Source organism: Sphingomonas sp. AOB5, from assembly GCF_029433115.1.
Classification (GTDB): domain Bacteria; phylum Pseudomonadota; class Alphaproteobacteria; order Sphingomonadales; family Sphingomonadaceae; genus Sphingomonas.
Genome location: NZ_JARNTV010000011.1, coordinates 38,721 through 61,349, shown reverse-complemented (window position 1 = coordinate 61,349; position 22,629 = coordinate 38,721). Strand labels below are relative to the sequence as shown.

23 protein-coding genes are annotated in these 22,629 nt (G+C 65.8%); 11 read left to right on the top strand and 12 right to left on the bottom strand.

The annotated features are described in order from the left end of the window. Positions 1–46: 46 nt before the first annotated feature. From P1X14_RS07285 to P1X14_RS07260, 6 genes are all read left to right on the top strand, one after another. Entirely contained in the window at positions 47–913 is an 867-nt protein-coding gene (locus P1X14_RS07285) for a glycine--tRNA ligase subunit alpha (RefSeq protein WP_277314666.1), read from the top strand. Further along, entirely contained in the window at positions 910–3,126 is a 2,217-nt protein-coding gene (gene glyS, locus P1X14_RS07280; protein ID WP_277314665.1) for a glycine--tRNA ligase subunit beta, read from the top strand. The genes P1X14_RS07285 and glyS overlap by 4 nt, the downstream gene beginning before the upstream one ends. Before the next feature lie 386 nt (positions 3,127–3,512). Next, on the top strand, positions 3,513–6,179 hold the full coding sequence (gene ppdK / locus P1X14_RS07275; protein ID WP_277314664.1) for a pyruvate, phosphate dikinase: 2,667 nt from the start codon (positions 3,513–3,515) through the stop codon (positions 6,177–6,179). 1 nt (position 6,180) lies between these two features. Next, positions 6,181–6,768 carry a hypothetical protein gene (locus P1X14_RS07270; protein ID WP_277314663.1) on the top strand — a complete coding sequence of 196 codons (588 nt, stop codon included), beginning with the start codon at positions 6,181–6,183 and terminating at the stop codon, positions 6,766–6,768. A gap of 11 nt (positions 6,769–6,779) precedes the next feature. Then, on the top strand, positions 6,780–7,250 hold the full coding sequence (locus P1X14_RS07265; protein WP_277314662.1) for a surface-adhesin E family protein: 471 nt from the start codon (positions 6,780–6,782) through the stop codon (positions 7,248–7,250). Positions 7,251–7,263: 13 nt separating this feature from the next. Continuing rightward, on the top strand, positions 7,264–7,734 hold the full coding sequence (locus tag P1X14_RS07260; protein ID WP_277314660.1) for a surface-adhesin E family protein: 471 nt from the start codon (positions 7,264–7,266) through the stop codon (positions 7,732–7,734). Positions 7,735–7,774: 40 nt separating this feature from the next. Here P1X14_RS07260 and P1X14_RS07255 read toward each other — a convergent pair whose 3' ends face one another. The 8 genes from P1X14_RS07255 to P1X14_RS07220 form a co-directional block, all read right to left on the bottom strand. After that, entirely contained in the window at positions 7,775–8,323 is a 549-nt protein-coding gene (locus P1X14_RS07255) for a hypothetical protein (protein ID WP_277314659.1), read from the bottom strand. Between the two features lie 75 nt (positions 8,324–8,398). Next, the gene (locus P1X14_RS07250) at positions 8,399–9,391 is read right to left on the bottom strand and encodes a type II secretion system F family protein (protein WP_277314658.1); all 993 of its coding nucleotides are present in this window, start codon (positions 9,389–9,391) and stop codon (positions 8,399–8,401) included. A gap of 1 nt (position 9,392) precedes the next feature. Then, positions 9,393–10,373 (bottom strand): type II secretion system F family protein, encoded by a 981-nt coding sequence (locus tag P1X14_RS07245; RefSeq protein ID WP_277314657.1) that lies wholly within the window; start codon positions 10,371–10,373, stop codon positions 9,393–9,395. A gap of 59 nt (positions 10,374–10,432) precedes the next feature. Beyond that, complete coding sequence (locus tag P1X14_RS07240; RefSeq protein ID WP_277314656.1) at positions 10,433–11,731, bottom strand: P-loop NTPase; 1,299 nt, start codon at positions 11,729–11,731, stop codon at positions 10,433–10,435. Beyond that, complete coding sequence (locus P1X14_RS07235; RefSeq protein ID WP_277314655.1) at positions 11,728–12,357, bottom strand: CpaD family pilus assembly protein; 630 nt, start codon at positions 12,355–12,357, stop codon at positions 11,728–11,730. The genes P1X14_RS07240 and P1X14_RS07235 overlap by 4 nt, the downstream gene beginning before the upstream one ends. A 35-nt stretch (positions 12,358–12,392) precedes the next feature. Beyond that, positions 12,393–14,072, bottom strand: coding sequence for a type II and III secretion system protein family protein (locus P1X14_RS07230; RefSeq protein WP_277314654.1), 1,680 nt, complete (start codon positions 14,070–14,072; stop codon positions 12,393–12,395). Between the two features lies 1 nt (position 14,073). After that, positions 14,074–15,111 (bottom strand): Flp pilus assembly protein CpaB, encoded by a 1,038-nt coding sequence (gene cpaB / locus P1X14_RS07225; RefSeq protein ID WP_277314653.1) that lies wholly within the window; start codon positions 15,109–15,111, stop codon positions 14,074–14,076. 54 nt (positions 15,112–15,165) lie between these two features. Continuing rightward, entirely contained in the window at positions 15,166–15,636 is a 471-nt protein-coding gene (locus P1X14_RS07220) for a prepilin peptidase (RefSeq protein WP_277314652.1), read from the bottom strand. A 49-nt stretch (positions 15,637–15,685) separates the two neighbouring features. On the opposite strand from P1X14_RS07220, the gene P1X14_RS07215 reads away from it, so the two are divergent. The 5 genes from P1X14_RS07215 (at position 15,686) to P1X14_RS07195 (ending at position 19,185) form a co-directional block, all read left to right on the top strand. Next, positions 15,686–16,633, top strand: coding sequence for an alpha/beta hydrolase (locus P1X14_RS07215; protein ID WP_277314651.1), 948 nt, complete (start codon positions 15,686–15,688; stop codon positions 16,631–16,633). Beyond that, positions 16,630–17,709 (top strand): FAD-dependent oxidoreductase, encoded by a 1,080-nt coding sequence (locus P1X14_RS07210; RefSeq protein ID WP_277314650.1) that lies wholly within the window; start codon positions 16,630–16,632, stop codon positions 17,707–17,709. The genes P1X14_RS07215 and P1X14_RS07210 overlap by 4 nt, the downstream gene beginning before the upstream one ends. 13 nt (positions 17,710–17,722) lie before the next feature. After that, positions 17,723–18,430: a hypothetical protein gene (locus P1X14_RS07205; protein ID WP_277314649.1), complete on the top strand. Its 708-nt coding sequence runs from the start codon at positions 17,723–17,725 to the stop codon at positions 18,428–18,430. A gap of 72 nt (positions 18,431–18,502) precedes the next feature. Beyond that, the gene (locus P1X14_RS07200; RefSeq protein ID WP_169555478.1) at positions 18,503–18,673 is read left to right on the top strand and encodes a DUF1508 domain-containing protein; all 171 of its coding nucleotides are present in this window, start codon (positions 18,503–18,505) and stop codon (positions 18,671–18,673) included. Between the two features lie 89 nt (positions 18,674–18,762). Beyond that, positions 18,763–19,185: a thioesterase family protein gene (locus P1X14_RS07195; protein WP_277314648.1), complete on the top strand. Its 423-nt coding sequence runs from the start codon at positions 18,763–18,765 to the stop codon at positions 19,183–19,185. Between the two features lie 416 nt (positions 19,186–19,601). Here the strand turns inward: P1X14_RS07195 and P1X14_RS07190 are convergent, their stop codons facing one another. The 4 genes from P1X14_RS07190 to ispH form a co-directional block, all read right to left on the bottom strand. Further along, on the bottom strand, positions 19,602–20,084 hold the full coding sequence (locus tag P1X14_RS07190) for an aspartyl/asparaginyl beta-hydroxylase domain-containing protein (RefSeq protein WP_277314647.1): 483 nt from the start codon (positions 20,082–20,084) through the stop codon (positions 19,602–19,604). A gap of 5 nt (positions 20,085–20,089) precedes the next feature. Beyond that, positions 20,090–20,533, bottom strand: a complete 444-nt coding sequence (gene rnhA, locus P1X14_RS07185; protein WP_277314646.1) for a ribonuclease HI — start codon at positions 20,531–20,533, stop codon at positions 20,090–20,092. Beyond that, entirely contained in the window at positions 20,530–21,486 is a 957-nt protein-coding gene (gene thrB, locus P1X14_RS07180) for a homoserine kinase (protein WP_277314645.1), read from the bottom strand. The genes rnhA and thrB overlap by 4 nt, the downstream gene beginning before the upstream one ends. Before the next feature lie 108 nt (positions 21,487–21,594). Then, a complete protein-coding gene (gene ispH / locus P1X14_RS07175; protein ID WP_277314644.1) occupies positions 21,595–22,545 on the bottom strand; it encodes a 4-hydroxy-3-methylbut-2-enyl diphosphate reductase in 951 nt (316 codons plus the stop codon). Positions 22,546–22,629: the final 84 nt, after the last annotated feature.

Sequence of the window (22,629 nt, the reverse complement as noted above, 5' to 3'; positions counted from 1 at the left end):
CCAAGTTCCGGTAGCGAAATTGTCCGAACCACTCAGCTTTCAGCGCATGATCCTCAAGCTCCACGATTACTGGAGCGATCGCGGCTGCCTGATCCTTCAGCCCTATGACATGCGGATGGGTGCGGGCACCTTCCACACCGCGACGACGCTGCGCGCGCTCGGACCCGAGCCGTGGAACGCCGCCTTCGTCCAGCCCTGCCGCCGCCCGACCGACGGCCGCTATGGCGAGAACCCGAACCGGCTCCAGCATTATTACCAGTATCAGGTGATCCTGAAGCCCAGCCCGCCCAATTTGCAGGAACTGTATCTGGGCAGCCTCGCCGCGATCGGCGTGGACATGCAGACCCACGACATCCGCTTCGTCGAGGACGATTGGGAATCGCCCACGCTTGGCGCCTGGGGGCTGGGCTGGGAAGTGTGGTGCGACGGGATGGAAGTCACCCAGTTCACCTATTTCCAGCAGATGGGCGGCTTCGATTGCAAGCCGGTCTCGGGCGAACTGACCTACGGCCTCGAACGTCTGGCGATGTACATCCAGAACAAGGACAGCGTGTACGATCTTGCCTTCAACGATGCAGGCGTGACCTATGGCGACGTGTTTCTCGAAAACGAGAAGCAGATGTCGAAGTATAATTTCGAGGTCGCCGACACCGAGACCCTGTTCGACAGCTTCCGCAAGGCGGTGGCCGAGTGCGAGAACTGCCTGGCGAACAACGTTCCCATCGCCGCCTATGAACAGGCGATCGAGGCCAGCCACATCTTCAACCTGCTTCAGGCTCGCGGCGTCATCTCGGTCGCCGAGCGCCAGGCCTATATCGGCCGCGTCCGCGATCTGGCGAAGGGCAGCTGCGAGGCATGGATCGCGCACATGACGCCCGAGTGGCAGGCAAAGTATCCGGAGTGGAGCCTGTGACCGACTTCCTCCTCGAACTCCGTTCCGAAGAAATCCCCGCCCGCATGCAGGAAAAGGCGCGCGCCGATCTGGCCGCGTTGTTCGAAGGCCGCGTGCGTGCGCTCAACCTGTCGTTCGACAGCGTCGAGACCTATGCCACCCCGCGCCGCCTGACGCTGATCATGCGCGGCGTGGCCGATGGCGCCGCGGCGATGACCGAGGAGCGCAAGGGCCCTCGCGCCGATGCGCCCGATCAGGCGATCCAGGGCTTTCTGCGCTCGACGGGCCTCACTCGCGAGCAACTGGTCGAGCGCGACGACGGCAAGGGGGGCAAGGTGCTGTTCGCGGTCATCGAACGCCCCGGCATCCCGGCGCCGTCGGTGCTGGCCAGCGCCGCGACCGCCGCGATCCACGCCTTTCCCTGGCCCAAGTCGATGCGCTGGGGCGAAGCCTCGTCCTCGACCGAGAGCCTGCGCTGGGTCCGCCCGCTTCAGGGCATCGTCGCCCTGTTCGGCGACAAGCTGGTCGAGATCGAAGTGGCGGGCGTGCAGAGCGGCGCCACTACGGTCGGCCATCGCTTCCACCATCCGCAAGCCGTCACCATCGGCGGCGCGCATGACTATGCCGACAAGCTGCGCGACGCCTATGTGATCGTCGACGGCGCCGAACGCCGCGGCATCATCGCGCTGGGCGCCAAGATGGCCGCGGCCAAGGCGGGCCTGACGCTGATCGAGGATGACGGGCTTCTGCACGAGAATGCCGGCCTGACCGAATGGCCGGTGCCGCTGCTCGGCCGCTTCGACGAAGCCTTCCTCGAAGTCCCGCCCGAAGTGATCCAGCTCACCGCGCGCGTGAACCAGAAATACTTCGTCTGCACCGGGGCGGATGGGAAGCTGGCCAACGCCTTCGTCTGCACCGCCAATATCGATGCGATCGATGGCGGCGCGAAGATCGTCGAGGGTAACCAGAAGGTGCTGGCGGCGCGGCTGTCGGATGCGCGCTTCTTCTACGAGACCGACCTGAAGACGCGGCTGGAGGATTTGACTCCGAAGCTCGAGAAGATCGTGTTTCATGAGAAGCTCGGCACGGTTGCCGACAAGGTAGACCGCGTGGCGAAGCTTGCGCGGTGGCTGGTCGAGGAAGGCATCGTCAAGACCGACCCAGATATGGCCGAACGCGCCGCGCACCTCGCCAAGGCCGATCTCGTCACCGGCATGGTCGGTGAGTTCCCCGAGCTTCAGGGCCTGATGGGCGGCTACTACGCCGCCGCTCAGGGCGAACCCGCCGAAGTCGCCGAAGCGATCCGCGACCACTACAAGCCGGTCGGGCAGGGCGATGACGTTCCCACCGCGCCGGTGACGGTGGCGGTGTCGCTGGCGGATAAGCTGGATACCCTAATCGGTTTCTTCTCGCTTTCTCTTCCGCCCACCGGGTCTAAGGACCCTTTTGCCCTTCGCCGTGCGACTCTTGCAGCATTGCTGCAAACGCAGTTGGCGAACGTTCGCATGCGTTTGATCGATGTGATTGAGTTGCATTCTCTTCACTTTGAGGCTCTGAAGTTAGAGGATCTCCTAGCTTCCGACCGTGAAGGACTGATTGAGCGCGCGAGAAACACGCTTCGAGTAGCTAACCTGCTCGGCCTTTCTATAGCGATCGACCAACAGCCACAGTTAGTACGTCTCGCAATTCAAGGAATGTTACTTGGGGCACGGAAAACGACCGGCGAGCTTCTCGACTTCTTCGCCGACCGCCTCAAGGTCCAGCAAAAGGAAGCCGGTGTCCGCCACGACCTGATCGACGCGGTCTTCGCGCTGGGCGGGGAGGACGATCTCGTCCGCCTGCTCGCCCGCGTCCATGCGCTTCAGGCGTTCATGGCCACCGAGGACGGCACCAACCTGCTTGCGGGCTACAAGCGCGCCGCGAACATCCTCAAGAAGGAAGCATTCGACGGCACCGAAACCGGCGTCGGCGGAAATGTCTATGAAGCCGAACCGGCCGAATCCGCGCTGAAGGAAGCGCTCGACGCGGCCGAACCGAAGGCGGAACAGGCCGTCGCGGACGAGGATTTCGAAGGCGCCATGGCCGCGCTCGCGGGTCTCCGCGCGCCGATCGATGCGTTCTTCACCGACGTGATGGTCACCGAACCCGGCAAGCGCGAGGCGCGCTTGGCCCTGCTCGATCGCATGCGCGCCGCGGTGCACAAGGTGGCGGACTTCTCGAAGATCGAGGGCTGAATCACTCCTCCCCCCGAGGGGGAGGGGGACCGCGAAGCGGTGGAGGGGGATCGCCACGAGCGATACCGCTTGTGGCCTCCCCCACCGTCAGCTGCGCTGCCACCTCCCCCTCCGGGGGAGGATTTAAGCCGTTGCAATGTTGGATTCCGCCTGCTTGGCTTGGAGCGCGCCGTCATCCGGGCCGCTCTTTGACAGAGCCCATCCACCCCAATCCGGCACCCCGCCACAAATACGCGGCAGGGCCGCATCAGTGTGAAGTTCCGCGTCCGCTTGTGCAGCCGCAAAGCAAATCTTCTCGCCGACAACGCGGTCTGAGTCTTCCCCCTTGTTCGCACCTGCGGTAGGCGGCTGTTAGCCGCGCGGGGGCGGCCCAAAGGGACGATCGAATGACGCAATATGTGTACCGCTTCGGCGGCGGAGTGTCTGACGGCGGGAATGGCGACAAGAATCTGCTCGGCGGCAAGGGCGCCAATCTCGACGGCATGGCCGGTATCGGCCTTCCGGTTCCCCCCGGTTTCACGATCAGCACCCCGATGTGCGCGGTCTATTATGACGAAGGCGGCAAGTTCCCCGATAGCCTGAAGGCCGAAGTCGCCAATGGCATCGCCCATATCGAGGGGCTGACGGGCAAGAAGTTCGGCGACGTGACCGATCCACTGCTGGTCTCGGTCCGCAGCGGCGCTCGCGCTTCGATGCCCGGCATGATGGACACCGTCCTCAATCTCGGCCTGAACGACGCGACGGTCGAAGGGCTGGCCTCCAATTCGGGCGATCCCCGTTTCGCCTGGGACAGCTATCGCCGCTTCATCCAGATGTATTCGGACGTGGTGCTCGAGCTCGATCACGGCCGGTTCGAGGAAGCGCTGGAGATCGCCAAGGAAGACCGCGGCTATCACCTCGATACCGACATGACCGCAGCCGACTGGCAGGCGCTGGTCGCGGAGTACAAGGCGCTGGTGGTCGAGCTGTGGGACGGCAAGCCCTTCCCGCAGGACGTGCATGACCAGCTCTGGGGCGCGATCGGTGCAGTGTTCGGATCGTGGCAGTCCGAACGCGCCAAGGTCTATCGCCGCCTGAACGACATTCCCGCCGCATGGGGCACCGCCGTCAACGTGCAGGCGATGGTCTTCGGCAATATGGGCGACACCTCGGCGACCGGCGTGGCCTTCACCCGCGATCCCTCGACCGGCGAGCGCGCCTATTATGGCGAGTTCCTGATCAACGCGCAGGGCGAGGACGTCGTGGCCGGCATCCGCACGCCGCAATATCTGACCAAGGCCGCGCGCGAGCGGGCAGGGGCGAAGCCGCTGTCGATGGAAGAGGCGATGCCGGAGGTCTATGGCCAGCTCGCCGACGTGTTCGACCTGCTCGAGCGCCATTACCGCGACATGCAGGACATCGAATTCACCGTGCAGCAGGGCAAGCTGTGGATGCTCCAGACGCGCTCGGGCAAGCGCACCGCCAAGGCTGCGCTGAAGATCGCGGTCGACATGGCGGGCGAGGGGCTGATCACCGAGGAGGAGGCGATCCTCCGCGTCGATCCGATGGCGCTCGACCAGCTGCTCCACCCGACGCTCGATCCCAAGGCACCGCGCGACGTGTTGACCAAGGGCCTGCCGGCCTCGCCGGGTGCAGCCTCGGGCATCGCGGTGTTCGACAGCGATACGGCCGAGAAGCGCGCCGCGGCGGGCGATGCGGTGATCCTGGTCCGCGTCGAGACTTCGCCGGAGGACATTCACGGCATGCACGCGGCGAAGGGCATCCTGACTGCACGCGGCGGCATGACCAGCCACGCGGCGGTGGTCGCCCGCGGCATGGGCCGTCCCTGCGTCTCGGGCGCCGGTACGCTCGCCATCGTGGCGAAGGAAAAGCTGTTCCGCGTGGGCAGCCGCGAAGTGCGTGAGGGCGATCTGCTCACCATCGACGGATCGACTGGCGAAGTGATGTTCGGCGAAGTCGCGACGGTCCAGCCCGAACTGTCGGGCGATTTCGGCAAGCTGATGGAATGGGCCGACAAGGTCCGCCGCCTGAAGGTGCGCACCAACGCCGAAACCCCGCTCGATTGCCGCACCGCGCGCGATTTCGGCGCGGAGGGCATTGGTCTCTGCCGCACCGAGCATATGTTCTTCGAACCGTCGCGCGTCACTGCGGTGCGCCAGATGATCCTCGCCGCCGACGAAGCCGGCCGCCGCACCGCGCTCGACAAGCTGCTGCCCGAACAGCGCAGCGACTTCATCCAGATCTTCGAGGTCATGGTCGGGCTGCCCTGCACGATCCGCCTGCTCGATCCGCCGCTTCACGAATTCCTGCCGCACGAGGAAGAGGAATTCGCCGAGGTCGCAGCGGCCGCGGGCCTCGACGTCGAGACGCTCAAGCGCCGCGCCGCCGAGCTGCACGAGTTCAACCCGATGCTCGGCCATCGCGGCTGCCGCCTCGGCGTGACGTACCCTGAGATCTACGAGATGCAGGCCCGCGCGATCTTCGAGGCTGCCGTGGCGGTCGCGGAGAAGTCGGGCGAGGCGCCGATCCCCGAAGTCATGATCCCGCTGGTCGCGACGCGCCGCGAGCTGGAACTGATGAAGGCGGTGGTCGACAAGGCCGCGCAGGCCGTGTTCGCCGAAAAGGGCCGGACGATCGAGTATCTGGTCGGCACCATGATCGAGCTGCCCCGCGCCGCGCTGCGGGCTGGCGAGATCGCCGAAGTCGGCGAGTTCTTCAGCTTCGGCACCAACGATCTGACCCAGACCACTTTGGGCGTCAGCCGCGACGATGCCGGCCGCTTCCTGACCACCTATGTCGAGAAGGGCATCTATGCCCGCGATCCGTTCGTCTCGATCGATGTGGAAGGCGTGGGCGAGCTGATCGCGCTGGCTGCCGAACGTGGTCGGGCGACCCGTCCGGATATCAAGCTGGGCATTTGCGGCGAGCATGGCGGCGATCCGGCCTCGATCGCCTTCTGTGAGGAAACCGGCCTCGATTACGTCTCGGCCTCGCCTTATCGTGTGCCCATCGCGCGGCTGGCGGCAGCACAGGCGGCGCTCAAGGGAAGCTGATGTGACGGGAGGTCGGGCATTGGGTGTGGTGGTGTCCGGCGCTGCGGTGATGCTGGCGGCGCCGGCCGCAGCCCAGGATGTGACGGCCGAGCGAGCGCTGATCGACGAACTCGATCAGCGCCTCCTCGCGAGCCCGACTGCGACCGGCACCCTGACCCGGTGGTGCGCCGAACATGGCCTTGCCGATCCGGCCCGCATCCATGCCGAGCTGGTGACGGGTGCCATCTCCCCGGCGACCGCCGAGCAGCGCACCCGGCTGGGTGTCGGCCCCGATGAACCGCTTGGCTATCGCCGGGTGAAGTTGATGTGCGGCACGCATCTGATGTCCGAGGCGGAGAACTGGTACGTGCCCGCGCGCCTGACCCCGGCAATGCGCGACCTGCTGGCGACCAGCGACACGCCCTTCGGCACCGTCATCCGCCCGCTGAACCCCAGTCGCCGCAATCTCGAGGCGGTGCAGCTGTGGCGCGAGGGCCCGTTGCCTCGCGACATCCTGCGCCATCGTGCGCTGGTGCTGGGCGGCGATGGGCAGCCGCTTGCGGAAGTCGTCGAAACCTACAAGAGTTCGGCTTTGCCGGTCCGGCGCTGAGGGAGGATGTGATGCGAGTGAAGGCGATGATGGCCGCCGCGGCGTTGCTGGCGGCACCAGCTGCGATGGCGCAGGCTTCGGACTGGCGCAGCGTCGACGAGTTCGGCAGCGGCGACCGGCAGTCGATGATGTTCGTCGATGCGGCTTCGGTAAAGCGGCCGAGCGCGACCACGCGCGAGGTGATGGTGATGTCGCACTTCATGGTCGCGCGGCAGTTCACCAGCGGCCAGCGCTACACCGCGATCCGGATCAGCTACCGGATCGATTGCTCGGCCAACACCTTCCAGACCTTCAAGTCGACGGCCTATCTGGAGGAGCAACCGCTGTTCAGTTCGGACACGTTGACGCCCGCGGCGCCGATCAATGAAGGCACGATCGTCGGCCGCGTCGCCCCGATGGCCTGCTCGGGCAATTTCAGCTCGGTGCCGAAGATCACTTCCGCGACGCCCAATCTAGAAGGCAAGCGCATCTTCGGTCAGTGAAGAGGGGACGGGAATGCATATCGGGCTGATGATCTCGGCGGCGGCGCTGGCCGTCGCACCCGCGGCGATGGCGCAGAAGGCGGACTGGCGGAATGCCGGCGCGATCGGCACCGGAGACGCCGCCGCGCTGTTCATGGTCGATGCGAGTTCGGTCACGGTGGTGAGCGGCGACGTCCGCCAGGTCCTCACCGCGACGCATTTCGCCCAGCCGCGCCAGTTCGATTCGGGCGTGCGCTACACGGCGATCCGCATCGCCTATAATTTCGATTGCCGGGCCAACACCTTCCAGGCGCAGAATGCGAATGTGTGGGATGGCGAGAAGTTGGTCCTGTCGGGCGGCAGCCCGCGGGCGGTGAACCCGGTGAACGCGGATTCGCCGGTCGCGGCGGTTGCGCGTGCCGTGTGCTCTGGCAACTTCGCTGCGCTTCCCCGGATCCGGGCGGCCACGCCCAACCTCGAGGGGCTCGCGCATTTCGGCCAGTGAGTGATCGAACGGCCCGCCCTTGCCGGGCGGGCCGTCCGGATCAGCCGAACTTCTTTGCGTGCTCGTCCTCGTTGCCGGCGCGCAGCAGGGCGGCCTGCTCGCGCCAATGGCCTGCGGCGATCCCGCCCTTTTCCATTTCGAGCCGCTGCTCCAGCGCGGCTTCGTCCTCCGCGGTCATCTTCTCGATCTCGCGATAGGTCTTGATGCCCAGCTCATTGAGCCGCTTCTCGCGCGCCTCGTCGATGCCCTTGATCCGCGAGAGATTGTCGCGGCCCCAGCCGAACCATCCGCGCCAGCCGCCGCCCGCAGGCTCCTCGGCCTTGGCGGCTGCGGCGACTGCGACGGGGGCAGTGGCTGCCGCGGCGACCAGCTTGGCATTCTCCGCCTCGAGATCGCGGACGCGGCGATTGGCGTCCTTCAGGTCGGACTCGGCCTGATGGCGATAGTTGGCGAGGTCGACGCTTTCCTCCTCGTACAGCTCACGCCATTTGCGCCCGCCTGGCGCGCTGGCCATGCCGAAGAACCAGCCGGCGACCAGCGTCAGCCCCAGACCCGCGAATTGCGACACCGTTTCGAACGGTAGCGACATGATCAGAATCCCCTCTGCTTTTCGAGGGAAACTATCGTGCGCGGCGGCTTGACGCCACCGCGCATGTACGACGCGTCAGCGGTTGATGAAGCTGTCGTTGATCGAGCACGCTGCCGGGCCGAGAATGACGATGAACAGCACCGGCAGAATGAAGCAGATCAGCGGGATCGTCATGATCGCGGGCAGGCGCGCGGCCTTTTCCTCGGCGCGCATCATGCGCTCGTTACGGAACTCGGCGGACAGCACGCGGAGCGCCGACGCCAGCGGCGTGCCGTATTTCTCGGTCTGAATCATCGTGGTGACGACGCCGCGAACGGCTTCCAGATCGATGCGCATCGCCAGATTCTCGAACGCCATGCGGCGATCGGTGAGGAAGCCCAGCTCGATCGCGGCGAGCGAGAATTCCTCACCCAGTTCGGGATAGGCCTTGCCCAGTTCGCGCGACACGCGGCCGAACGCGGCATCGACGGTGAGTCCCGCTTCGGCACAGATCACCAGCAGGTCGAGCGCATCGGGCAGGCCCTTGCGGATCGCGTGGCTGCGCTTGGTGATCTTGTTCTTCAGCCAGATGTCCGGCGCCTTGTAGCTGACGATGAAGCTGATCGCGACGAGGCCGTACTGCTTCATCGGCGACCAGTCGGCAAAGGTTTCGGTGCCGTAGACGAGATAGGTGATCGGCCCGCCGATCAGGATCGGCAGGATCAGGCGGCCGAAGATCACCGCGGGCGCCCATTCCTTCGAACGGATGCCTGCCTGCATCAGCTTGAGCTGGGCCTGCTTGACCTGACTGTCCTGCAGCACCTTCAGCGAGGAGAGGAACGAGCGGATGCGATCCGCGCTTTCGTTGCGCTGGACCAGCTTGGCACGGCGCTTCGAAGTGGAGGCGGTGATGCCGGCCTTCAGCTGCTCGCGGCGCTCGTTCAGCGCCTTGACGCGCTTGGTCATCGGATCGCGCACGGTGGTGGCCGCATAGACGGCGAGCATCACCGAGAAGGCAGCCACTGCCGAAAGCAGGGTGGCAACCCAGAGGACGTCGACGCCGAGGATGGTGGGTCCGGTGCTTTCCATCTCAGATCTCGAAATCGACCATCTTGGCCATGATGAAGGCGCCGATCGCCATCCAGATCAGCCCGCCGCCGCCGGCGACCATCAGCCGCTCGTCCTGGAAGAACTTCAGCATGTAACCGTTGTTGATGAACCAGATCATGCCGAACACGATGAAGGGCAGGGCGCCGACGATCAGCGCCGATGCCTTGGATTCCGACGACATCGCCTTGATCTTCAGCTTCATCTGCGCGCGCATGCGCAGCACCGTGGCGAGGTTCGACAGCGTTTCGGCGAGGTTGCCGCCGGTCTCGCGCTGGATCGCGATGGTGATGGTGAAGAACTGGAACTCGGGGGTGCCGAGGCGGTCTGCAGTTTCCTGAAGCGCAACGTCGAGCGTGCGGCCGATCTTCATCTTGTCGGAGATCGAGCGGAATTCCTCGCCGACCGGTCCATCGAGTTCGGCCCCGACGACCGAGATGGTCTCGGTGATCGGCAAACCCGAACGCAGGCCGCGCACGAGCAGTTCGATCGCATCGGGGAATTTGGAGGTGAAGGTGGCGACACGCTTCTTGATGAAGAAGTTGACCACCCAGTGCGGAAGGCCCGCGCCGACGAACAGGCCGACGAACAGCGCCAGCCAGATCGGCGCGCCGCGCAGCCAGAGCAGGGCGGCGGGAACGAGGAACAGGCCGAGCGTGGCCATGCCGTATTTGCCGACGGTCCAGTTCTTGCCGGTCATCGCCAGCCGCTTCTTGAGCAAAGCGGGGTTGGGCAGGATGCGGCCTGCGACCGTGTCCATCCGCGTCGCGCGCGAAGCCGAGATCTTGCGGAGCTGGGCCTCCATCGCGTTGGCGCCGACGGCGCTGACGGTGTGGCGTTCGTTGAGGCTCTTGAGACGGCGCGCGCCGGCGCGCTCCACCGACGGGCCGGAGAAGGCAAAAACCATCAGTGCAAGCACCGTGAAGGCACCACCACCGAGCAAGATATACGGCAACAATTCCATGCCGTTCCCGTCTCCGACCAGCTACTCGATCCGCCGCGCGGAACCCCGCGCGAACGGCGTTACTTCCCCTTGCGGGGCAATTTGACCTTGAACTTGTCCAGCAGCGATCCGCCGCCCGATCCGTTCGGCTTGGCGCCGCCGCCTGCCTTGCCCTTGGGCACCGTATCGTCGCGCTCACCGGAATCGGTGATCGACGTGATACGGCTGGCGAGTTCGCCGAGCGGGGCGAGCGATTTCACGCTCTTGCCGGCTTCGGCGAACGGCTTGCCCAGCTTGGCTGCCTGTGCCGCGACCTTCTGTTCGAAGGGCAGCAGGAAATCGATCTTGCGCTCGATCGAGCCTTCGAAATCCTTGCGGGTGATTTCCAGCATCGCCGCGGGCTGCACCCGGTTGGCGAGGACGATCACCTGCGTCTGCGGCGCGTTCGACTTGAACCACGACAGGATACGGATCGCATCGCGGGCGGCGGCCAGCGTCAGTTCGGTGACCAGCACCGCGATCTGGACGTCGGTGATCAGATGCGGGTGGAGCACCAGCATGTTGCGCGGCAGATCGACGATGGTCGCCTCGAACGCACCGCGGATTTCCTCCTGCAGCTGATAGAAGGCGGCGCCATCGGTCAGCACCGGCGAGTTGATCGGCGCTTCGGCGGAAAGCACCGCCAGATTGTCCGATGCCTTCACCATCGCTCGTTCGATGAACAGGCCGTCGATACGGCTGGGATTCTCGATCGCGTCGGTCAGGCCGCGGCCCGGCTCGAGGTCGAGCGCCAGCGCGCCGGTGCCGAAATGGACGTCGAGGTCGAGCAGCGCGGTGGAGCGCTTGTGCTTGTCGCTGAGCAGCCAGGCGAGCGAGGTCGCCACGGTCGATGCGCCGACGCCGCCACGGGCACCGATCACCGCGATGGCGCAGTGCGGGCGGTCCGAGGATGGGTCGGCCAGCTTCGGCGCGTTCAGGATTGCCTGAGCGTTGGCAAAGGCCTCGCGCAGCGAATCCGGGTTCAGCGGCTTCAGCAGATAGTCCTGGATGCCGCTGGCCACGAGATCGCGGTACAGGCGGACGTCGTTGACCTGGCCCGACGCGATCACGACCGTGCCGGGTTCGCAGACTTCCGCCAGCGCGTTGATGTCGTTCAGCGGGTCGCCGCTTTCCGAGAGATCGACGAACAGCACATGCGGGCTCGCCGAGACCGACAGGGTCTGGACCGCGTTGCGCAGCCCACCCTTGTTCACCTTCTCGGGCGACCAGCCGAGCTCGACCGCGATCGGACGCAGCGCTTCCGCCGTCGTCTCGTCGCATACGAACGCGACGAACGGCTCACGATGGCCGGTGCGGCCGGGATTGAAAGGAGCGTTCACTTGCTGCCACCCGTGGCTTCGGACTTGAGACCGCCGGCGCCGGTCGGCTGGGCGTCGCGATAGACCTTGATCGCCTTGCTGGCGGCCGCAGGATCGCTGATCGACGTGCCGGGCGCGCCGCGCACCAGATCGGCCGGATTGGCGATCATCGCCGCGAGGTTGGCGTTGGTTGCGCAGCCATAATTGGAGGTGGTGCTGGCGCTGTAATCGGGCTGATAGATGCGCGAATGATCGGGGCAGTTGGGCACCGTGGCGCTCATCCGCGTGACGACGACGCGCACCGTGCCCGGTGCGATCTGGCCGACCGTGGCGGGTGCCTTGTCCGACAGCAGCAGGCCGAACTGGCCGGCGGCGGAGGTCACTTCCTCGCGGCCGGTCGCGCCGTCGGCGCCATCGTCGATCGAGACGCGATCGCCGTAACGCAGCTGCATCGCCTGCATCCAGCCGGACAGGCGGGCCTGTTCGCCCGGCGCCAGGCCGTAGCCGTTGGTCTGGAGATCGAGCACATAGTCGCTGCGCTGGACGACCGGCTGATACACCGAGTCCACGCCGCCATTATAGGTGCCGCACGCGCTCAGCAGCAGGGCCGGCGAGAGCATGATGGGGAGGGCGATGCGCTTCAACATGGGATACTCCCTGACGTTCCTAGTCACTGGCCTGTTCACTCGCCGAAGCCCGGCGCTGCACTCGCGACGGCCTTGGTCTTCCGGTTCGATTGCGGACGGCGTTCCTCGCGGCGCTGATCGGGCACCGGCACCGGCGTGACCGCGGCCTGCTGGCGCGGCGCCTGACCCGGCAGCATCGGGCCGCTCAGCGAGCCGACCGAGGGGGCGGCATCGGGTGCGGTTTCCATGCGCGGCTTGGGCCGGTCGTTGTCCTTGCCCTTGCCGCTCAGCTGGCCGCCAAGGATGCGCTCGAAATCGTTCGGCGCGGCATAGCCGTCGGTCGGCAGGACGATGTCGTTCGCGTTGACCGGCTTCACCAGATACGGGGTGATCACGATCACCAGCTCGGTCTCGTTGCGCTGGAAGGCGTTCGAGCGGAACAGCGCGCCGAGGACGGGCACGTCGCCCAGGCCCGGGGCCTTGTCGATCGAGTTGTCGTGGCTGTTCTGGACCAGCCCGGCGATCATCATGCTCTCGCCCGAACCCAGCTCGATGCTGGTCTCGGTGCGGCGCGTGGTGAGCGCGGGAATGGTGGTGCCGTTGAGCTGGACCGCGCCGGCAGCCGAAAGCTGCGACACTTCCGGGCGGACGCGCAGCGAGATGCGGCCGTCGGACATCACCGTCGGGGTGAAGGCCAGGCTGACGCCATATTGCTTGTATTCGACCGACACGGCGCCAAGGCCCTGGCTGATCGGGATCGGGATCTCGCCGCCGGCCAGGAAGGTCGCGGTCTCGCCCGAAAGCGCAGTCAGGTTCGGCGTGGCGAGCGTGGTCACCTGACCGATGCGCTCGCCCAGATCGATCGCCGAAAGGACGTCGAGGCCGAGCAGGCGGCCGGCAATGCCCAGCGAAGTGAAGGTCGCCGGGTTCTTGAGGAAGGTGTTGGTCGTGCCCGTGCCCGGATAGACGAAGTCGCCGCGTGCCGGATCGAAAGGCAGGCTGATCGTGCCGGCCGGGAAGCCGAACTTGGACGAGGCATCGAGCACCGGCAGGTTCGACAGATCGGGCGTGCCGATCGTGCCGGGGGTGCGGGTGCCCGAACCGACGCCGACCGAGATGCCGTTGCCCTGATCGCGGGTCAGCAGGTTGACGCCGACATTCTTCAGGAAGCTGCGGCTCACTTCGGCGAAGCGGACCTGCAGCATCACCTGCAGCGGCGTTGCGGTGCGCAGGCGGCTGACGATCTTGACGTTCTCACCGACAAAGGCCTGGACGAGGCGCTCGGCCTCGGCGGCATCGCCGGGGCTGGCGACGGTGCCGGTCAGCAGCACGAGGCCGTTCATCGGCGTGGCGACGATCTGGGCTTCCGGCATGGCGAGGCGCAGCATCGAATCGATCGAGTCGATGTTGTTGCCCACGCGCACGGTGGTCGCGAAGATCACGCGACCCTGCTTGTTGGTGATCGAGACGGTGGTTTCGCCCGGCGACTTGCCGAAGATGTAGATCTGCGTCGGCGAACGCACCTGCACATCGGCAATGGCTTCGTTCGCGACGAATACGTCCGACATCTGCGTGTCGAGGGTGACCAGACGGCCGCGGCCGGTGTTGAGCTGAAGCACGCCGGCGGAGGCGCTGGCGGGAACGGCCTGCGCGGCGGCGGGCGCCGCGACCCCGCCCATCCCGGCGGTGGCCGCCAGGATCGCGAGCGTCAGCCGCAAGGGCTTGATGGTACGCATCTTAATTCTTCCCCCCGACCGGAACCACGGTCACATTGTTGCCGCGCGAGACGTTGACGGTGGGTCCCGTTGCGACGGGTGCAGGCGCACCCGGATAATTCTGCTGAGAGCCGGACGACGCATTGCCGCGGTCTTCCTTGGGCTTGCCCGGCACGGTGCTGCGCTGGAAACGCGACACGTCGGCGCCGGTCGAGACCGAGCCGCGGCCTTCGCTGGGGCGGGCATTGACCCGCGCCATCATCGCGCGCTCGGCGGCCGGATTGTTGCCCTCCGGCACGTTGATCGCGCCGCTGGCAATGGCTTCCTCGAGTTCGCCCTGATTGTCGGCGATCGAACGCAGCGACAGCGAGAGGCTGCCGACGGTCTGCATGACCGCGATCTTTTCGGCGATTTCGGGCGTCGCTTCGATGGTGACGCTGGAATAGGTGGTGACGACCGAGTTGCCCTTTTCGTCGGTCTGCTTGTCGGTGCGCTGGTCGGTGGCGAGGATGCGCACGTTGCGCAGCACGGTCTCCGAAGCCTTCAAGGGAGGCCCGTCGCCGCCGCCGGCGACTTCCTGCGTGAGAATGAGATCGACCCGGTCGCCCGGGAAGACGAAGCCTGCGACCGACGATTTGGCGTCGACCGGCACGGTGACGGCGCGCATGCCCGGCCCGAGAGCCGCAGCGAGGAAGCCGCGGTCGCCCGGCTTGACCAGCGCGCCCTGGGTCAGCGGCTGGCCCGCGGGAATCGCGAAGCGCACCACGGTGCCCTGAAGATTCTTGGGATCGCTTTCGCCCTGCTGGAAATAGGCGCCTTCGATCAGGTCCTTCGGCCAGGGGACGAACTTCATCGCGTCCGGGCCCAGGATCGTGCCGACCGGCAGCGGGCGCGTCGCGACCAGCACCTGCACGGTGTTCACGACGGGCTCCTGACCGACGACCGGGGCAGCCCCGGCGACCGGCGCAGGCGCGCCGACCATGAGGTTGCGCGCCATGAACGCGGTGATCGCAGCAACGACGAGCGCGCCTACGAGGAGAATGATCTTCCGTGCATCCATGACGCTTCAGTTCCCAAACACAAACAAAAGGCCGGTGTTGATCCGGCCTATCTCTCAACCGAAATGGTTAATTATCGGTTCGCGAATGACGATCAGCGTCGCGATTGCGATCGCCACGCCATAAGGAATTTCCACAGGGTTCCCGTTTTTCCGCAGCCACTTCTCGACGACCATCACGATCGTGAGCACGCCGCCGAGCAGCGACATCAGCACCAGCATCCAGATCAGAGGCTGGACCGGCAGCCACAGCGCGAGCGCGCCGATCATCTTGACGTCGCCGCCGCCCATCTGTCCCAGCGCAAAGGCGCCGGCGAAAAAGGCGAAGACGGCAAGGGCGACGCCGACCTGAAGCGCGACGTCGGGCCACAGCGACAGGCCGTTGGCCCACCACCAAAGCGGCGCCATCAGTGCGATCAGCGCGTTCTTCCAGTTGGCGATTTCGCGGATGCGCGCGTCTTCTATCCCCGCCGAAACGAGGAGAAGGCCGAGCGCGACCAGCAGAAAGGTGACAAACAGTTCCCCCATCCCGCCAAATCCCTAGACGGAACGGCTTATCAAAACGTAACCAAGCCGGATGAGTGCTTCCCCTTATGACCGCCGCGCGATTCCCCAGGGCGCGACCATCCACAGCTGGAACGCCCCCGACGGGTGGCAGCTGCGTGCCTTTGCCTGGCCCGCGGCCACCGCGACCCCGCGCGGCAGCATCCTGTTCCAGGGCGGACGCGGCGACATTTTCGAGAAGTATCTCGAGGTATTCGGCCATTGGCACGATCAGGGATGGACCATCACCTCGTTCGACTGGCGCGGGCAGGGTGGCTCCGGCCGGCTGACCGACGCTGCCAATTGCGGGCATATCGAGGATTTCGGGCAGTTCGTGTCCGACCTGCAGGCCTTCTATGCCCAGTGGGTCGCGGCGACGCCGGGGCCGCATGTCGCGATGGGCCATTCGATGGGCGGGCACATCCTGCTGCGCGCGCTGACCGAAGGCGCGATCGCGCCCGACGCCGCGGTGCTGGTCGCGCCGATGCTGGGCGTGAAGGGGCCGCTGGGCCAGTCGATGGGCGAGCGGCTGGCCAAGCTGATGGGCGGTGTCGGCGACTCGTCGCGTCCGGCGTGGAAGGGCAATGAGAAGCCCTACACCACCGAGACTCGCGCCAATCTGCTGACGCATGACCGCGATCGCTATGAGGACGAGATCTTCTGGCAGCAGACCAATCCCGGCAACGTCACCGGCCCGCCGAGCTGGCGCTGGGTGATCGAGGCGTTCAAGTCGATGCGCGAGCTGCGCAATTCGCCACGGCTCAAGACGATGAAGGTGCCGGTGCTGATGCTGATCGCGGAGGCCGACGGGCTGGTCGAGCCGAAGTCGGCGCTGCAGATCGCGCCGAAGCTGCCCGACGCGCGCGTCGTGCGATTCGGCAAGGAAGCTGCGCATGAGGTGCTGCGCGAGGTCGATCCGGTGCGCAACCGGGCCATCGGCGAGATCGACCTGTTCCTGGCGGCGAGGGCGCAGAAGCGTTGAGCCGGTACGATATCGCCATTGTCGGCGCGGGGATCGCAGGCGCGAGTCTCGCCGCCGAGCTTGCGCCGCATGCCAGTGTCCTGATCCTCGAAGCCGAGGAGCAGCCGGGCTATCACTCGACCGGGCGCTCGGCCGCCTTCTGGTCCGAAACCTATGGCGGGCCGGATATCCAGCCGCTGACCAGCGCTTCGGAACCGGGACTGCGCGATTATCTCGAGCCTCTCGGATCGCACCATATCGCGAGGGCCGACGAGCGTGCGTCGGTGGACGAATATCTCGCCGAGTTCGACGGCAGCGGGGTGACCCTGCTGGAAGTCGATCCGCGTGAGAGCATCCCCGGGCTGCGCGACGAATGGGCTTACTGCGTCTACGAGCCGAGCTGCGCCTATATCGATGTGGGCGGGCTGCATGGCGCGTACCTCAAGACTGCGAAGCAGGCCGGCGCCGAGCTGAAGCTGTCGGCGGGGATCGAGGCGATCGCGCGCGAGAATGGCGTGTGGAAGCTGCAGACCCGTGCTGGTGCGTTCGAGGCCGATCTGCTGGTCAATGCCGCGGGTGCATGGGCCGATCCGCTGGCGGCGATGGCGGGGGCGAAGCCGCTGGGCATCCAGCCCTATCGCCGCACCATGGTCCAGATCCTGACCGATCCGGCGCCGCCCGAGCGGCTGAGCCATGTCGGGCATATCGGCGGCAGCTTTTACTTCAAGCCCGAGGCGGGCGGGCGGCTGTGGCTCAGTCCACATGACGAGATTGTCACCGATGCCTGCGATGCGCAGCCCGAGGATATCGACGTCGCCATCGCCATCGACCGGTTCGAGCATTGCGTCGACTGGCGCATCACCAAGCTGGAGCACAAATGGGCCGGCCTGCGCAGCTTCGCGCCGGATCGGCGACCGGTCTATGGCTTCGACGCGCGGCAGGAGGGCCTGTTCTGGTTCGCGGGCCAAGGCGGGTTCGGCATCCAGACCGCACCCGCGGCGGCGCTGATCGCAGCTTCGCTGATCACCGGCAACGCGCCTGCGGATGTGGTCGCGGGAATCGATTTCGAGCGCTATTCTGCACGGCGATTTGGCTGATCGGAGAGTCTGTATGCGGTTCTGGCTGGCGGCGGCGTTGCTTCTCCCAGTTTCAGCTCATGCGCAGGCTGGCTGGGACCTCCAGCGGGTGCATCGCGAGGTCGCGGCGATCGCGTTCGACCCGGCGCGATTCTTCGAGACGGACAGCGAGTTCCGTGACCTGATCCGGATCCGCTATGTCGGCGATGACCGGAACTGGCCCGTCTATTCGATCGTGATCCGCGACGCCTGCAACGGCAGGCCGGCAGAGCAGTGTAGCCAGGGACGCATTGCGCGGATGGTTCGCGCGCCGGTTCCGCCGCAGGGTGCCGAACGGCCACGCTGGCGCGGATCGGCGCTGGTCATCGGCCTGACAGGGAAGGGAATCCGGAGCCGAAGCGATCTGGTCAATGCCCTCGACGGGGCCCGGCTCGACTGGGTCGAAGCCGATCTGACCACCTGCCCCGGTGCGATGGCGCAACTCGCCAAGGCCCGCGACGCCCAATGGGTACTGCCGGAACTGGTAAGCCCTCAGCCGGCCGATTCCATCGAACTGGTGATCCATGCCGACACGGTGCGCGTCGAATTTCGCTCGCATCTTCGCCGCTCCATTTATGATGGCCGCATTGCCGAAAAGTCCCCGGGGCAATGGGCGGCCGAGCTCGCCCGGACGCTCGAACCCTGCTGGAAACCCGCCAGCGCGCCGCCGCCGTGGCGGCTGCCGCCGAAAGCTGTGGATTGACCGCAAATCCGCTGTTGCGGACCGGCTTCCCGCGCTAGCGTTGCGGTCCCGAAACCACCGGAGTCGCGTGCGATGGCACACAAGTTCGTGATCGAGCAGAACAAGGCCGGCGAGTATGTCGCCAAGTTCAAGTACAACAGCGAAGTGATCTTCTGGACCGAGGGCTACAGCTCGAAGGCCAGCGCGCAGAACGCGATCGATTCGATCCTGAAGAACGGACCGGGCGCTCCCGTCGAAGGTTGACGCTACGGCAAGCTGGATAAAGCGGGAATCCGCAGTTTTCTGCGGATTCCTGTCGCCTTTACGTGCACGTCATGTTACGCTGCACCGCAATGACAGCCATCGCCATCCCTTATGATTTCCAGGTCGACGTCGCCGCCGACGATATCGATTTCATGGGGCATGTGAACAACGCCAGCTACCTCAAATGGGTGCAGGCCGCCGTCATCAGCCACTGGCAGGCGCTTGCCCCGGTCGAGGCGGTTGCCGGCCATCTGTGGGTCGCGCTGAAGCACGAGATCACCTATCGCCGCCCGGCGTTCCTCGACGACGATGTCGTGGCGACCGTGCTGCTCGAAAAGGTGCAGGGCGCCCGCGCATTTTACGAGACGATCATCAAGCGCGGCGGCGAGGTCCTTGCCGAAGTGAAGTCGAGCTGGTGCTGCCTCGATGCCGAGACGCTGCGCCCCGCGCGGCCGGCCAAGGATGTGATCGCGCGCTTCTTCGTGATGAAGGCGGACGACTCCGCCGTTTGAAGCTCCGGTCATTGGGCAAGACATCTCCGTTTTCGCCGACCGCCCCCGATCGACAAAGTCACAAGAGTCACAATGGCGGCGTGCATGCGCACGCCCTCGCTGCGCGCCCGCACGCGACGGGTCGCGGTGAGGCGGCCCGCATCTTGGCGATGCAGGAGCGATGGATGCCAGAAGGTGTTTGAAGCTTCGAGGAAGGCACGTAGAACAAAATAGGAACATTGTCAAGTGCAATGTTTGGGAGCGGTTAGAACGAAATTCAGCCAATCCTCCCCCGGGAGGGGGGGGGGTGGCAGGCGAAGCCTGACGGAGGGGGAGCGCCACAGGCGATATCGCTTGGGGCAAACCCCCTCCACCGCTTCGCGGTCCCCCTCCCCCTCCGGGGGAGGATTTTTAGTAACGCTGGATATCGATACGCCTTACCCCGCGGCCGTATCGAACAGCACCGTGATGCGGTCGGCTTGACTGCCATTGTGCACCGAATGCACCTTGCTCACGTCGATCTGCCACAACTCGCCGGGCTCGAAGCGGCGGGTCTCGCCGTCCACCACCAGCGCGACGCCCGGTTCGGACGCCAGCGCGAGCTGGTAGCGGCGGATCGTCACGCCATCGATGCCGTCGAAATGGGGCGGGATGCCTGCGCCCGGCGGGATCAGGCCCGCGCGGCAATAAGCGAGCATGCCGGTGTCGCCAGCCTTTGCGACATGGGCGAGGGCCGTATCGATCAGCTTCCACAGCTCCGGCAGCGTCGTTTCCAGCTCGCGCGCATAGTCGCCGCTCAGCAACGGGATTTCGAGCAGCGCGTTGGCATTAGGGGACATCCAGAACCATGGATTCGCGGCCAGTTCATCGAGCGCGGGGCCGATATCGAGGCCGTTGGCGATGGCGGTGAACGGCTGCACCGGGATCAACGCGCGGCGATTGCGGCGTCGCTGGCGAGCTGATCGGCGCGCTCGTTGTCCGGGTGGCCGGCATGGCCCTTCACCCATTTCCATTCGACGCGGTGCGGCTTGGCGGCCTCGAGCAGTTCGATCCACAGATCGGCATTCTTCACCGGCTTCTTGTCCGACGTCTTCCAGCCATTTTTGAGCCAGCCATGGATCCACTTGGTGAGGCCATCCATCACATAGCGGCTGTCGGTGGAGAGCGTCACGCGGCAGGGGCGTTTCAGCGCCTTCAGCCCCTGGATCGCGGCCATCAGCTCCATGCGGTTGTTGGTGGTATGCGCCTCGCCGCCCGAGAGTTCCTTCTCGACCCCGCCCATGCGCAGCAGCACGCCCCAGCCGCCCTTGCCGGGATTGCCCTTGCACGCGCCGTCAGTGGCGATCTCGACATGCTGGAGTTCGGTCATGCGAAGAGTGTGGACCCATGTTCGGTGTAGAAATCGAGGCGGCGCAGATAGGCGAGGGGATCCTTGCGCGTCACCATCGCGTCGGCGGGCGTGTTGATCCAGTCGAACGCGCGGCTGAGAAAGAAGCGCAGCGCGGCACCCTGAGCCAGCAGGGGCAGGGCGGCGCGTTCGGCATCGCTCAGCCCGAAGCTGGCCGAATAGCCTTCGATCAGCGCCTTGCCGATCTCCGGATCGTAATTCTCGCCCCTGGCATCGAACGCCCAGGCACCGTGCATGACGGCAAGATCATAGGCGCGCACATCGGTGCAGGCGAAATAGAAGTCGATCAGGCCGGTCACGCGATTGCCGAGCATCAGGACATTGTCGGGGAAAAGATCGGCATGGATCGCTCTGACGGGCAGATGGTTCGGCCATTGGCCGACAATGCGATCCACCTCGGAAAGAGCACGCTGGCTGAGGCCCGCGGCGATATCGTCGAAGCCGGTGCCGATGCGATCGGCGAGCGTCTTCCACGCGTCCGGTCCCATGCTGTTGGCGCGGGGTTTATCGAAATCGCTGACGGCGTGATGCATCTTGCCCATCGCTTCCGCCGCGGCGCGCGCCTGAGCCGGGGTGGGATGCGAGACCGAGACGCCCGAGAGGAACTGGATCAGGCAGGCCGGGCGGCCCTCCAGCTCATGGATGATCCGGCCGTCGCGATCGGGCACGGCAGGCGGCACCGGTAGCCCGCGGTCCGCAAGGTGATCGAGCAGCGCCATGAACCAGGGCAGATCGCCCGCATCGACGCGCTTTTCGTAGAGCGTAAGAATGAAGCGGCTCTTGGTGGTGTCGACCAGATAGTTGGAGTTCTCGACCCCCTCGGCGATGCCCTTGGCGGACACGAGTTCGCCGACGTCGAACTTCGCGAGGAAGGCGGAAAGCGCCTCAGCCGATACCTGTGTGTAGACCGCCATTCGAATGCCCCCTTTACAGCGTTATCCCAGCGCAAGCCGGGATCCTGGGCAACGAGCGAATGGTTTGCGGCGCGAGACCCCAGCTTTCGCCGGGGTGACGGAATTTCATCACGCGGCCTCGAGTCCGCGGGGCAGTTTGAAGACGACGTTCTCGGGCACCGTCTCGACTTCGCGCTCGGTCACTTCGTAGCGCTCGGCGAGTTTGCCGATCAGTTCGCGCACCAGCAATTCGGGCGCGGATGCGCCGGCGCTGATGCCCAGCGTCTTCACGCCATCGAACCATGCCCAGTCCAGATCCTCCGCGCGGGGGATCAGATAGGCGGTGGTGCCTTCGCGCTCGGCGACTTCGACCAGGCGGAGCGAGTTGGACGAATTCTTGCCGCCGATGATCAGCATCAGATCGACCGACGATGCGATCGCCTTCACCGCGCCCTGACGGTTGGTGGTGGCATAGCAGATGTCGTTGGGACCGGGCGCCAGGATCGCGGGGAAGCGGCGCTTGAGTACCTCCAGCGTCGCGGCGGTATCGTCGACCGACAGTGTCGTCTGGGTGAGGAAGGCGAGATTTTCCGGATCGGTGACCGTCACCTGTTCGGCATCGGCAGGCGTTTCGACCAGAGTCATCGCGCCTTCCGGCACCTGACCGAAGGTGCCGATCACCTCCGGATGCCCGGCATGACCGATGAAGAGGATGTGTCGGCCCTGATTCACCAGCCGCTCGGCCTGACGATGGACCTTGGAGACCAGCGGGCAGGTGGCGTCGAGATAGTCGAGTCCGCGCTCCTCGGCCTTGGCCGGTACCGCCTTGGGCACGCCGTGCGCGGAAAAGACGACAGGAACGCCGTCGGGCACCTTGTCCAGCTCGTCGACAAAGATCGCGCCCTTGGCCTTCAGACTGTCGACCACGAACTTGTTGTGGACGATCTCGTGCCGGACATAGACCGGCGCGCCATATTTCTCGATCGCCAGCTCGACGATGCGGATCGCGCGGTCGACACCCGCGCAGAAGCCGCGCGGGGCGGCGATGAGAAGGTCTAAAGGCGGCCTTATTCCGGACATGCGCCGTCCCTACGCGATTGCTTGCACCGGCGGAAGGCGCTTCCTATGGTGCCGCTCGTTTCGGGCCGGTGCGCATGCTCACGG